General features: G+C 37.1%; 14 protein-coding genes. 7 read left to right on the top strand and 7 right to left on the bottom strand.

The window, feature by feature from the left end:
* Positions 1-5: 5 nt before the first annotated feature.
* Complete coding sequence (locus ACLCEG_RS00070; protein WP_410564877.1) at positions 6-347, bottom strand: hypothetical protein; 342 nt, start codon at positions 345-347, stop codon at positions 6-8.
* Between the two features lie 384 nt (positions 348-731).
* Here ACLCEG_RS00070 and ACLCEG_RS00065 point away from each other — a divergent pair, with 384 nt between their 5' ends.
* Together ACLCEG_RS00065 and ACLCEG_RS00060 are read left to right on the top strand one after the other, a co-directional pair.
* The gene (locus ACLCEG_RS00065) at positions 732-1322 is read left to right on the top strand and encodes an ANTAR domain-containing response regulator (RefSeq protein ID WP_039252556.1); all 591 of its coding nucleotides are present in this window, start codon (positions 732-734) and stop codon (positions 1320-1322) included.
* Positions 1323-2345 (top strand): ABC transporter substrate-binding protein, encoded by a 1023-nt coding sequence (locus ACLCEG_RS00060; protein WP_410564873.1) that lies wholly within the window; start codon positions 1323-1325, stop codon positions 2343-2345.
* A 1-nt stretch (position 2346) separates the two neighbouring features.
* On the opposite strand, the gene ACLCEG_RS00055 is transcribed toward ACLCEG_RS00060, so the two are convergent.
* A complete protein-coding gene (locus ACLCEG_RS00055) occupies positions 2347-2466 on the bottom strand; it encodes a hypothetical protein (protein ID WP_100192615.1) in 120 nt (39 codons plus the stop codon).
* A gap of 220 nt (positions 2467-2686) precedes the next feature.
* Here ACLCEG_RS00055 and ACLCEG_RS00050 point away from each other — a divergent pair, with 220 nt between their 5' ends.
* The 4 genes from ACLCEG_RS00050 to accC all read left to right on the top strand — a co-directional run bounded on the left by ACLCEG_RS00050 (position 2687) and on the right by accC (position 6530).
* Complete coding sequence (locus ACLCEG_RS00050; RefSeq protein WP_410564871.1) at positions 2687-4015, top strand: Y-family DNA polymerase; 1329 nt, start codon at positions 2687-2689, stop codon at positions 4013-4015.
* Positions 4016-4250: 235 nt separating this feature from the next.
* Positions 4251-4706, top strand: coding sequence for a type II 3-dehydroquinate dehydratase (gene aroQ, locus ACLCEG_RS00045; RefSeq protein WP_019458705.1), 456 nt, complete (start codon positions 4251-4253; stop codon positions 4704-4706).
* A 17-nt stretch (positions 4707-4723) separates the two neighbouring features.
* Positions 4724-5143, top strand: coding sequence for an acetyl-CoA carboxylase biotin carboxyl carrier protein (gene accB, locus ACLCEG_RS00040; protein WP_004701124.1), 420 nt, complete (start codon positions 4724-4726; stop codon positions 5141-5143).
* Between the two features lie 16 nt (positions 5144-5159).
* Positions 5160-6530: an acetyl-CoA carboxylase biotin carboxylase subunit gene (gene accC, locus ACLCEG_RS00035; RefSeq protein ID WP_004701123.1), complete on the top strand. Its 1371-nt coding sequence runs from the start codon at positions 5160-5162 to the stop codon at positions 6528-6530.
* Positions 6531-6584: 54 nt separating this feature from the next.
* On the opposite strand, the gene ACLCEG_RS00030 is transcribed toward accC, so the two are convergent.
* The 3 genes from ACLCEG_RS00030 to ACLCEG_RS00020 all read right to left on the bottom strand — a co-directional run bounded on the left by ACLCEG_RS00030 (position 6585) and on the right by ACLCEG_RS00020 (position 9460).
* Positions 6585-7088 carry a hypothetical protein gene (locus ACLCEG_RS00030; protein ID WP_004701120.1) on the bottom strand — a complete coding sequence of 168 codons (504 nt, stop codon included), beginning with the start codon at positions 7086-7088 and terminating at the stop codon, positions 6585-6587.
* A 146-nt stretch (positions 7089-7234) separates the two neighbouring features.
* Entirely contained in the window at positions 7235-8401 is a 1167-nt protein-coding gene (locus tag ACLCEG_RS00025) for an MFS transporter (RefSeq protein ID WP_198072514.1), read from the bottom strand.
* Positions 8402-8662: 261 nt separating this feature from the next.
* Positions 8663-9460 (bottom strand): MBL fold metallo-hydrolase, encoded by a 798-nt coding sequence (locus ACLCEG_RS00020; RefSeq protein ID WP_151762224.1) that lies wholly within the window; start codon positions 9458-9460, stop codon positions 8663-8665.
* A 351-nt stretch (positions 9461-9811) separates the two neighbouring features.
* Between ACLCEG_RS00020 and ACLCEG_RS00015 the strand changes: the two genes are divergently transcribed.
* Entirely contained in the window at positions 9812-11164 is a 1353-nt protein-coding gene (locus ACLCEG_RS00015) for a PepSY-associated TM helix domain-containing protein (protein ID WP_410564868.1), read from the top strand.
* 71 nt (positions 11165-11235) lie between these two features.
* Here ACLCEG_RS00015 and ACLCEG_RS00010 read toward each other — a convergent pair whose 3' ends face one another.
* Together ACLCEG_RS00010 and ACLCEG_RS00005 are read right to left on the bottom strand one after the other, a co-directional pair.
* Complete coding sequence (locus tag ACLCEG_RS00010; protein ID WP_410564865.1) at positions 11236-12264, bottom strand: spore coat U domain-containing protein; 1029 nt, start codon at positions 12262-12264, stop codon at positions 11236-11238.
* On the bottom strand, positions 12255-13499 hold a 1245-nt coding region (locus tag ACLCEG_RS00005; RefSeq protein ID WP_410564862.1), incomplete at its 5' end, for a fimbria/pilus outer membrane usher protein. The genes ACLCEG_RS00010 and ACLCEG_RS00005, both read right to left, overlap by 10 nt.

The raw sequence follows: 13499 nt of genomic DNA, 5'->3' as shown, positions 1-13499 counted from the left end.
TCTCCTCAAATCACGTTGCTTTTAAACTGCGTTCTTACGTTCTCAAATAGACATTGTTGTTTTGCCTTGTGCTCTACCGAGAAACGTATCAACATCACAAAGCATATAGCTGCTTGGAATCCATTTTTTCCACTCGTTGACGACACCCAATGCATAGCAAAGTCATAAAAACAAATAAAAAAAGCGAGCCCCCTCATAGAGAAGGCTCGCATCGCTGGAACTGAAAAATTAGTTAATTCAGATGTAACTTTTTTATGCAATAAAAATAAAGACATAACCTTCACTCCGACTGAACGTAAATTTTCTGTGTGTACAGTTGCACTCACAAATTCGATCAGAACGGACATCGTTGGCCGTCTTTAAAACTTATGGTCGTCTTCGACCTGTAATTAACTAAGCATTTTGCATGCCAATTCTTTTCAAGATTAATATTAATAATTTTTTATTATTATTTTCAATTATTTAAATTAAAACATCTTTTCATCCATAAAGAATATTTAATTTTTCCTGCACTATTGGTGCTCCTCTATATGGTTTAAACAAAAATAAGTTTTGCCACAAAATGAATCGCAGTTTTGCACTAATATCGATCAAAACAACTCTTTAGCCTCCTAGATTGTCAATAACTCCTGATTTTTGGTTTAATTTTGGATGGCACTAATCTTGCTTAAAACCTAATAACAAAAAACGCGTCGAATTGGCGCATTTTCTTAGCCTGATTTTCTGAACTTATGCCAAAACTCAAAATAGCTCTTATCGATGATGATCATGCGCGGGCCGACTATATAAAAAACAGTCTGCTTGAAAATGACTTTGAAGTGGTGGCCTGCCTTACTTTGGACCACTTAAATATTTTTCGTCTTGAAGATTTACAAGCCGATGTCATCTTGCTCGATATGGATCATCCTCACCGCGACATTATTGAAAGCTGTGTTAGTAGCTATGACCTACCAACTGTCCTGTTCACTAAAAATTCAGATAAAGACACCATCAAACAAGCCATCGATGCAGGAGTAACTGCTTATATTGTAGATGGTATAGACCCTGCTCGCTTACATACCATTTTAGAGATTTCAATTGAGCAATATAAAAAACATAAAAAACTCGAAGGTGATTTAAAAGAAGCTCAAACCAAACTTGCTGACCGTAAGGATGTTGAGAAAGCTAAAGTTCTACTCATGCAACTGCATGGCTTACCTGAAGAAACTGCATTTCAACTTCTTAGAAAAAATGCCATGAGCCATCGTATAACCATTGGGGAAATGGCACGGCGTTTACTTGACGCTCAAAAACTACTAAATGATCAACTAAAGGACGAATAAATGAGCACATTAGAAAACACTCAATTGCAACTCGGCTATATTCCTTTACTTGATTGCATCGCTTTACTATGGGCAAAACAGCAAGGTTTTTTCGAAGAAGTTGGTTTAGATGTTACTTTAGTTAAAGAAGCATCATGGGCAAGTCTTCGAGACCGTTTAGCTTTTGGGCTATTAGATGCTACACATTGTTTATCTGCCATGCTACCTGCAGCAGCCGTGGGTGCAGACCAAATTGGTATTGCACTGCAAACCCCTCTTATTTTAAGTAAAAACCGTGCCTTTATTAGCTTAAGCCAAAAATTAACTCATCAACTGGCTATTAAAGAAAACGATAATGCACAAACTACTGCCCAAAAAGTGACGAGCTACATTAAAGAAGATAATGCTCTATCCTTAGCCCACGTATTTAAACATTCAATTCATCATTATTGTTTAAGAGAATGGCTTGCTTTGGCAGATTCAAAAATAGCTCAAACACTTAAGCTCAAAGCCCTTCCACCACCTTATATGGTCGAAGCTTTAGATAATCATGTCATTGATGGTTTTTGTGTAGGAGAACCGTGGAATACACAGGGCGAACTTTTAGGCTTAAGTAAAATCGTATGTTCAAGTCAAGACATTATTCCCAATGTGGCAGATAAAGTTCTTGCAGTAACTCAAGAATGGGCTGAACAACATCCTCAAACTTTAATTGCACTCACCGCAGCAATTATAAAAGCTCAAAAGGAATTGAGTGATTTGAAAGACTTTTCACCTGTCTTAAAGTTGTTGGTCGATTTTGGAATTGTCCGCTTTCACTGTTCTGAAGAAGTACATGTCGATAAATACTATATGATTCAAAATATTGTAAAAAACTTAGTTAAAGAAAATGCTGCCCCACAACCTGAAGATTTCCATTGGCTATTTGAACAAATGCAAAAGTGGGATGAACTTCAAATTGACCAAGCACAAATCACAAGCTTGGGAGCTCAATGTATTAATCTTGAGGCTTATGAACAAGCCAAACAGCTATATTCTTCATAAGCTATCTAAGAGTCAAATCAGCATAAAAAAAGCTGTCTTTTATAAAAAAGACAGCTTGAAAGACCCATAAGACAAAATGCGAAACACGCATTACTATATTTTTCAGGCTCAACTGATCCATTGAAAATATAGCGCTTATGGAAATGATCATATCTATCTAAACATATCATTTTCAGACATTTTCATATCAATAACTGACAATTCATTACTTTTACATCCTTTTCATAATTTCGACGAACAACCAGAACTCCCCTAGATATCTGTGCATAATTTTGTTAACTTGATTGTGTTACAAATTCAAAATATGAATTTTGAGTCGATGAATTTGGGGGGATGAAATAATGAGAGAGATCTCACACCGCGAAGTTTATGCACTGGTTGATATCAATAATTGCTATGTCAGCTGTGAGCGACTTTTCAACCCTAAACTCATTGATAAACCTGTAGTTGTTTTATCTAACAACGATGGTTGTGTTGTGTCACGTAGTGAAGAAGCAAAACTTTTAGGTATTAAGATGGGAGTACCGTGGTTTCAAATTGAGAAAGATGCCGTGCAAGCTGGTGTTCAAGTCTATTCAAGCAACTACACTTTATATGCCGAGATGTCCCGTCGTTTTTTTGCTGTTCTCGGTGAATTTTTCTCTCCAGATGATATAGAAGCTTACTCTATAGATGAGTGCTTTATTCATCTTACTCCTTACCTTCAATCTATTGATATATCTGAGTACTGCTTTAAGGTGAGAGAAACTCTCCTCCAATGGTTAGGTCTACCTTGTTGTATTGGAATTGGATATTCAAAAACACAAGCAAAACTTGCCAATCATTTTGCTAAGAAAATTAAAAGTTTTAAGGGAATCTGTAATTTCATCACCTTAGATCCATTAATTATGGAAGACCTCATGCAACAGACATCGGTCAAAGAAGTATGGGGAATTGGCTATCAATTGGTCAAACAACTACAAAGTTATGAAGTGTACTCTTGCCTAGACTTAACTTTTGCCAATGAACACCATATGGCAAAGGCATTTTCTGTGGTCATGGCACGCACTATTCGTGAGCTAAAAGGCCAATCATGTATTGAACTTGACGATCCTAGTATTCCAACTAAACGGATTTTAGCATCACGAAGTTTTGCTCAAGCTTTATCCAGTATCGAGATTATTAAACAAGCACTTATTTTTCATCTTAATCGAGCGCATCGCCGCTTAATGAAACAAGAACAACTTTGTGCCTGCATTCAAGTCATGCTTTATGAGAAAACCGATAAGCCACCTTATAAAAAAGCCACTTCTCAGGCCATTGGTCTTCACTATGCAACAGATGACTTATGCATAATCACAAAAGCAGCAATGCATCAAATTGATGTTTTATATAAAGAAAATAAAAATTATATAAAAATTGGAGTATTATTTTGTGGTCTACACGCGCGTCAACAACACATTGATGATTTATGGCAGCCTCTGGAACTTATTCATCAAAGACAACAATTAATGGAAACTTTAGGTACAGTTCGTAAGCGTTTTGGTAGTCATTATTTACAAGTGGGATATCACTCGCGCAATCCATCTTGGCAAATGAAACAATGCCATCGCTCAAAAAACTACCTAACTCGCTGGAATGAAATGTTAACAATTGAAGATGCCCATACCGTCGTTACACAAAATACATGAACTGTTTTTGTCAATTCGGTTTAAAATGAGCCTTGTTAAATTACTTGAAATTTTGTCATTTTTTAACATTGCTAATTCGTCGCAAAATTTACAATATATAAGCCGAATTTGGTGTACCCTTTCTGCGACAATTAAAAGAAATTATAAAAAACTTGTAGAAACATATGCCATAATAAGCAAACTTTGCAGACATCTTGCAAAGACTATTTGCAACTTTAGAGCTGGAGCAATCTGAATGAGTTCGACCATTTTGGTAATTCATGGACCGAATTTGAATTTGCTGGGAAAACGCGAACCAGAAGTATATGGTCATCTTACCCTAGACAATATCAACCAACAACTTATTGCTCAAGCTAAACAAGCCTCTATTACACTCGATACTTTTCAAAGCAATTGGGAAGGTGCCATTGTTGATCGCATTCATCAGGCACAAGCAGAAGGCGTAAAACTTATTATTATTAACCCTGCTGCCCTTACTCATACCTCAGTTGCTTTACGTGATGCTCTACTTGGCGTTGCCATTCCATTTATTGAAGTACATTTATCAAATGTTCACGCACGTGAAGCGTTTAGACACCACTCTTATTTATCAGACAAAGCAATTGGCGTGATTTGTGGTCTAGGTGCAAAAGGTTATAGCTTTGCACTCGATTACGCTATCGAAAAAATTCAACCATCTAACCCAAACTAGTTCAGGAATAGTCGCCCATGGATATCCGCAAAATTAAAAAACTCATCGATTTAATGATTGAGTCTGACTTGCAAGCGATTGAAGTTAAAGAAGGTGATCAATCAATCGCTTTAACTCGTCGTAATCCTGTCGTTGCTGCGGCTGGTGTAGCACTTCCAGCAGCTCCTGTTGCTGAAGCACCTGTTGCAAAAACCCCACGTGGAGCAGTTGAAACTTCTCCTATGGTTGGTGTGTTCTATGCTGCTCCAAGCCCAGGTGAAGCACCATTTGTTAAAGTAGGTCAAACTGTATCTGCTGGTGAGACTTTGGGTATTATCGAAGCAATGAAAATCATGAACCCGATTGAAGCAACTCAAAGCGGCGTGATTGAAGAAATTTTAGTGAAAAATGGTGATGTGATCCAATTCGGTCAACCTTTATTCCGTTATCGCGCGTAATACCCCGGGGACAACTATGTTGCAAAAAGTTTTAATTGCAAACCGTGGTGAAATCGCTTTACGAATTACCCGGGCTTGCAAAACATTAGGAATCAAAACTGTCGGTATCTATTCAGATGCTGATAAAGATTTGATGCATTTACGTTTCGTTGATGAAGCAGTATGTATTGGTCCGGGTGCAAGTAGTGACAGCTATTTAAACATCCCAGCAATTATTACTGCTGCAGAAATTACTGGTGCTGATGCAATCCACCCAGGCTATGGCTTTCTTTCTGAGAATGCCGAGTTTGCCGAAATTGTAGAAAGCTCGGGTTTCACATTTATTGGCCCTCGCCCAGAACATATTCGTTTAATGGGTAACAAGGTTTCTGCAATTGTTGCAATGAAAAAAGCTGGTGTACCTACAGTACCTGGTTGCGACCATGCTGTAACCATCCACAACGCTTTAGCAGAAGCTAAAGAAATCGGTTTCCCGCTCATTGTTAAAGCGGCAGCTGGTGGTGGTGGTCGTGGTATGCGTATTGTTGAGCGCGTAGACACATTACTTGAGTCAGTTCAAGCTGCTCAACGTGATGCAGAAATGTGGTTCGGTGATGACACCGTATACATGGAACGCTTCTTACAAAAACCTCGCCATGTCGAAGTTCAAGTTTTAGGTGATGGTAATGGTCATGCGATTCATTTATATGATCGCGACTGTTCATTACAACGTCGTCATCAAAAAGTTTTAGAAGAAGCTCCTGCTCCAAATCTACCAGAAAAAGCACGTGCTGATATTTTAGAAGCTTGTGTTAACGCATGTCAGTTAATGCAATATCGTGGTGCAGGTACATTTGAGTTCTTGTTCGAAGATGGTGAATTCTTCTTTATCGAAATGAACACTCGTGTTCAGGTCGAGCACCCTGTAACTGAAATGGTTACTGGTGTCGATATTATTGAGCAACAATTACGTATTGCAGCTGGTTTGGGTCTAGAGCTTCAACAAAAAGATATTGAAGTTCGTGGTCATGCTATTGAATGTCGTATTAATGCAGAAGATCCAACAACTTTCTTACCTTCACCAGGTAAAATTGAGAGCTTCTATGCGCCAGGCGGTGCAGGTATTCGTTTAGATTCTCATATCTATCCTGGATATAGTATTCCTCCATACTACGACTCAATGATTGCAAAATTAATTTCTCATGGTAAAGATCGCGAAACTTCGCTTGCTCGTATGCGTCAAGCGTTAGACGAAATGATTCTTACTGGAATTAAAACCAACATTCCTTTGCATAAAGATCTTATCTTGCAAGACAAAAGCTTCTGTGAGCAGGCAATGGATATCCATTACCTTGAAAAGCACTTGTTGAAGCAATTGGAAGAAAAGAAGAAAGCTGAAACTGCATAACATGCATAATAAAAAAGCCTCTTAAATAAGAGGCTTTTTTATATCTATTTAGATTTATGGCAACATTCGACGTAAAGTTGCAAAACATTGCTCACCTTTAGCAGTTGAGCAGAAATTAATAGTATGGTCATTTTTCCACTGCACAAAATATTGGGAAACATCACCAGTCTGATCTTGCTGCTGACCAGAGCAATCTACTTTATTATTATCAAACTTAATCTGCATAACTAAAGCAGATAACTGCTCTTTAGGGTCATCAGATGGCTGGTATTCATAAATACCATATGACCATTCCTCACCACTTTTGATCACTACATCATTACTACTGCGGAAGTTATAGTACTCTACACATTTCTTATTATTTGGAATCTCCATTCCCCATAATCCCATAATCTCAGGACGCGTAACAATACGTATAGCATTAGGATTACTTGCGGTTCGAACAGGCTGTTCAGCAGGCTTTTGCGTTGCTGTTTCAGCCATAGCAAAACCAGAAAAAGCTAATAATAATCCCATAATATAAATATTTTTCATAGATTTATTAATCATTAAACGCATGAGTTTAAGTTAGCACATTTTTTTAGAAAATCATTGCTTCATAACCATATAAAAACAATATTTTTCAACCGTAACGAATAGATACTTTCCATAAAACAATTTAGCCGCTTAACCATGCAATGTTAACAATGTTAGTGATGTTTCGATTAAGAAGCTGGCTTTTCAATTTGTTTAGGTAACCAAAATACAAAACATAAACCGAATAGCACAACGAGCGCAGCAATCATAAAAATATGCTCACCCGTCAGAGTTTTCCAATAATGACCCGCTAAAATACTTCCAAATGCCACTCCCAATCCCCACATGGTACTGTATAAAGCCTGTCCACGACCTTGCTGTCCTATTGAAAAGTTTTGGAAAATAAGCCGCATTGCAATAAGGTGAAATAGACCAAAACTAAAAGCATGTAAACATTGTGCAAATAGCTGACCTATAAAGTAATGAGAAAAGAGAGCTACTAGCAACCAACGTATGCTGGTTAAAACCAAACATATAGCAACAAGACTACGCCAAGAAAAATATTTGAAGAAAGTAGCCGCACATGCAAACATTACGATTTCAGAGACAACCCCCATTGCCCATAAGAAGCCAATTTCAGTCGTACTGTAATTTAAAGATTTTAGAAAGTTACTATAAAAACTATAAAAAGGTGCATGCGAAAAAAGGAGAATAAATTCGATTGTAAAAAAAGCAGCAACTTCAGGACGCTTTAACACAGGTAATAAAGGCTCTAAATGCTTTTGAGAAGTTGGAGCTCCCTCAGGCTCACGAATAGTGAAAGCCCAAATAAAAGCAAGTGAAGCAATAACAAGCAATAAAATAGGCAACATAGAAATTGGAATAATTTCTAAAATGGCACCTATAGTAAATACACCTACAATAAATCCAACTGATCCCCATTTTCGAATCTTCCCATAGAGTTTTGCTCTTTGATCACCTAACCAAAATAAGGTTACCCCCTCAAACTGAGCTAAAATTGCATTTTGGAAAAAACTAAAAATAAGCATGAGTAAAGCGACAGATTGAAAGGTATTAGGAACTATAAAAATAGCCAACCATATACAGGCTTCCATCCAAGTTGCCAGTCGCACCAAAAGCATTCTTTTACCAGATTTATCTGCGATCCACCCCCAAACTAAAGGTGCAAAAAATCGTGTCACAATCGCAATAGATGATAAAATTCCGATTTGCTGATAATTAAACCCTTGATCTTGAAGATATAAATTCCAATACGGCATGAATGTACCAACAATGGAATAATAGAAAAAGTAGAATCCACCAAGTCTGGTTTGGATTGTAAGTGATGGGAGCAAGTGATAAACCTTTGTATTTTCAATAGGTTAAAATTTTAGATGGTTACATATGTATATCTACATTTACCCTCACTTGTAGTTCAACAGTCTACAAACTTAATCTTAAACATTTTGTAGACTGTGCATCAGTTAGACAAAGTAGATATCAACTTACCGACCGTCGCAATTCTATCATTTACATAAAAAACTCATAGCGTTATTCATAATAGAAAATATGGAATTACAAGATTTTCATTTAATAAATATTGATTAAATTTTGTCTTAATTTTCATAAATAAGTGTTTGTCCATCATCGGGTACTTGTACACGGTCAACTGCATTCATTTCATGCAGAATTTGCTTTATCTCATCTCGTTTTACAGGACAGTGATTTAATGCTTCAAGATGATTAGCAATAACATATTTAGGCGAAAGCTCAATAAATTCGCGTACTTCATCTTTCGACATAAGAATCGGCTGTCCCATATCCATTTGCGCTCGTCCCGCAGCAACTACCGCAATATCAGGTCGAAATTTAAGTAAGGCATTTTTAACAGCATGAGTAAGTACGGTATCACCACTAATATATAAAGAAGGTTCATTTGGCAATTCTAAATAGAAGCCACAACCATTCGCCATCAATCTACTAATCCAGCCATGCCCATGGTGCGCTGGTATCGCGACCAATCTTCCACCTAAAAACTCGATTTCTTTCCAGTAATCAATACCTGCCTGAACATTTATCCCATATTTAGATAAATACGACACATCATTTTGAAAGGAATAAACAGGAATTTGCTTTTGAACAAGAAAGTCCTCGCCTTTTTGATCTAGATGATCAGTATGTTGAAATGCTTTTATTCCAAAAGTTTGGCTATGAGTAATTAAACAATGGGTAACTTTGTTTAATAATTCTTGGGCATTCAAAGGTAGATCAACTAAAGGATTCTTTTTAGCCTTAAAGCGGAGGTATGAAAAAGCAGGAAGCGAACCTTTATCACCCAACATCGGATCAATTAAAATAAAATAAGGGCCAGCTTCAATAATAAAAGTTGCACTTCGCAAATGATGAATTTTCATAGCTATATAAATTATTTAATTATATAAAATGCAATTATAAACTATTAGGTTAGTAGAAATTTAATAGCTGATAAGTTATTTCTATTAGTCGTTTGATCAATCTATTGCTTAAGCCATCCACCATAAAGATATCTGAATATCTTTTTGCCTTAACTGACTATAGTCAATCTTATCCAATTTTCATAAAAATCATGATAACAAAACCTTATATCAACCATCTAATCTATTTATTTAAAAAAGCCTTTCTTACAAGTGCTTAGATATACAAAACACCCTCATCCCTTAATTATTTTAAAATTTAAGAATAAAGTAGCTATACTTCACACCACAGTTTGTTTAATACTCCTCAACATGCCTCATACCCCTAGCTTTTGGCGTAGTCTTTTTCGTCTTGTGCATATTTATGCTGGTATTTTTATTGCCCCATTTATATTCATTGCGGCATTTACAGGTCTTCTATATGCAATTACTCCTCAGATAGAACAATCTATCTATAAAGATACATTGTATGTTCAGCCTTTAAATAAAGATACCTACTCACTAAGCCAACAGGTTGAGACAGCAAAAAAAGTGATGCCCGAATCTGCACAAATTACAGAAGTTAGGCCAGCTCCAAGCTCCACACAAACAACACGAGTTATTTTTTCTGACAAGGCTCATCATTTAAATAATGAAGCTGTTTTTGTAGACCCTTATACACTCTCTATAAAAGGTCAATTTGCAGTATATGGGACCAGTGGAGTACTTCCATTTCGTACATTCTTAGATCAATTACATAGTAATTTATTATTAGGGAAATGGGGTCGTTTTTATAGTGAGCTTGCAGCAAGCTGGCTGGGCATTTTAACCCTAACGGGCCTATATAGTTGGTGGAAGCGTCGTCAAAATTTTAAAATCAGACAAACATCTAAAAATCGTTTATTAAAGTGGCATAGCGCTATCGGCTTGACCCTATTACCACTTTTATTGTTCATTTCGATTACTGGTCTTACATGGTCCCAATGGGCTGGTGATAATATTCGTATCGCTCGTCAATGGTTAAATTGGCAAACACCAACATTAGCCACAACTTTAAATAATGCTCCATTACCCCAAATGTCTCATGATGAGCATAAAGAACATCATGGTATGGTCATGGAAACTTCGAATTTAAAGATCATGCCAACTGAATTCGACTCTGCATTAGCAATTGCTAGAGCAAATGGAATTCATTCAGCACAAATACAAATCAAACCACCAGTTGATGCAAATCAGGCTTGGACTGTTACTGAACTACAGCGTAAATGGCCAACACAAGCAGACAGTGTAGCGATTGATGTACATCAACACAAAGTCATCGACAAACTGGCTTTTAAAGATTACTCGTTATTTGCAAAACTTACACGCTGGGGGGTCGATGCTCATATTGGCGTGTTATTCGGTTGGATCAATCAATTGATACTCGCCTTATATGCCCTTGGGCTATGTATCATGATTATTTATGCATATAAAGCTTGGTTTAAAACTTCTAATTTAAAACTTACGACTAGCCATTTTGTTAGCCAAACTTTATTGGTTTGGAAGCGTGCAACTAATCAACAAAAAATAATCACGGCACTTACACTTATTATTTTAGGAATTAGTTTGCCTATTTTCGGATTTAGCTTATTAATTACACTGTTTATATTGCTAATACGAAAACCAAGCTCTCTACAAACTAAATAAGATTCATAAAAACAATACAGGTACCGACTCACTATCTGCTTGCTTTAAGTGAATAGTGAGTTGGTAAATAATTAATAGGTCACTGTAACAACTATGCTATCTGAATAGTTACCAGGCGTACTTGAAATAGCTGTTCCTTGTGGAATTATTCCGTATACATTTGAAATTTGACTAGTGCCAGATCCTGTCTTTGACACTCCACCAGAACCACCCACCGTTGTTGTACCACCTGTAGCATCCCACACGGTGCTATAAGCAGAATCTTTATATAACTGATAAGGAATATATTGACTGCTTCCATTCGTCATACGTCTAAATCCACCGCTTATACGATTATTACCGTCCCCCAAATAAATGCTATAAGGTGTTCCATTGTTGCAAGTTGCATTAATCGCACCTTGAGCAGTGTAGTCACGACTTGTTGTACCAATATCACTAATATTGCCAAAATCGACATTTGATGTGGAATCTAGCTGACAGAAACTTGGTACTACATAGTTAGCTGTAATCGTCATATTACCCGAGTCCCAGCCACCGCCACTATCACCCTCACATACACTGCTCGAATTTGCTTGCATGTCCCAAAATACTTGAACGGAGCCAATATAAGTCCCTACCGGATAGGCTGTTAAAGAGCCCGATCTTGCTGGAACTTTAACACTTACTGAGTAACTAATAATATTACTCGGTGCCACCGTAGTAACAGGACCATACCAAACATTTGAAGTTTGATTTGTAGTAGAAGAACCTGCTCCACCTACAGTTGCAATAACCGTATAAGGTAATGAAACATTACTATTTGAAGTAGTTGCACCAGTAAATACTGTTTTCATGCACATATATTTTGATATTTGAGCAGTAGTTCCACCGTTCGTACAGCGAATAGTTCCTGTATAAGTAATGGTAGCGTCACTATTAATCGTTGCTGCTGTATAATTATAAGTACTATTTGTGGTTCCAGTTACCGTACAGGCAGCATGTGCTGAACTAAAAAAAGCATAAAGTACAAATAACAATAAACTAGCTAAAACATACTTTAAAGTAGATGAAAACTTTTTGGCTAGCATGTAGGAACTATGACTTACAATACTTATTGACATACATAAGGCCCCAATTTTTTAGCACTGTATTGCTGACTTTCGTAAGTGAAATTAACTTGACATGAACCATGATCAAGAAGATCTATTTCAAGTTTATTTTGCTTTAATAGGTTTGGAACGAAGACCTCACCATCATAGCCCACTACGGCATCTTGTTGTCCATTAATTCGGACGCTATAACCCGGTAACAATGGCGAGTTATTTTTATCTACAACTTTGACTAATCCTGAAACAACTCGATGAGCACCAAAGTCAACTAAAGTTCCTTGGCGATAGCCCACAAGTGCTGTTCGATTGGTCGTTGTCACATCCCATTCCAGTGGTAAATAAGATGGGTCTAGATAGATATGATGAGATTGATACGGTCTTAAATTCGCAATTAAGAATCTTCCTGACTTATCTGTCTCTCCTAAATTTACTCCACCATTTATAATTTGGCTTTTCGGTCCAGCATTGGTGACAACAGCATAACCATCTCCAATTTCATTGGCTGCAAATATACGGCCTGCTGCTGCAACTAAAGATCCTGTCGCTGAAAGTGCAACTTGGTCATTATCTCCAATTCGGTTATAACGACCTGTCAGATACGCAGCTCGTGCTCGATAAGATCCATAGACCGATGCATTGTTAGCATGTGCATCTTGATCTCGTTCAACATAACCACCCCATCCAAATGAACCAATTTGCGGATCTGTAAATCCATTGATTTCTTGCCTGTAGGTTGTTTTACCACTGTCATTAGATACACTTGTAATTGCATTGACTCTGGTAGATGGTGTATAGCGCAGCGCAAAGTAAATGCCATAGTCCTTATGGTTCTCATAATCCTTATAAGCTGAACTATAAAAGCCCCAGTTCTTGTTTAAACTTCCGCTTAAGTTGGCAGACAGTAACTTATACGAGTTATCACTGTATTTGATCTGGTTATAGCCGACATAAACACCATAACCCGTATAAAAGTTATAGTTAATCCCTGCCCTAATAATCTCGTCTGCCAGCGCGCTGTAGTTTAAATAGTTTTGTGATTCAGCATTAAGCTGATTTTCTTTCAAATATCGAATTTGCGACACCCGTGCCAAGTCAAAGTAGTTATCAAATACTTTGCGGTAGCTGGTGTTAAATGAAATATTCTTGCTAATGCGCCCTTCTAAACCAACCAGAGCCGAATAGCCATTTTCATCTTTATACTGACTTGCAGCAATGTCGGCATTAATCACCCCAACACCAAACAGGTT

The sequence above is a fragment of the Acinetobacter sp. H1(2024) genome (assembly GCF_046557555.1).
Lineage (GTDB): Bacteria > Pseudomonadota > Gammaproteobacteria > Pseudomonadales > Moraxellaceae > Acinetobacter > Acinetobacter seifertii.
Note: the sequence above shows the minus strand (reverse complement) of the source record. Positions and strands in the feature narration are given on the sequence as shown.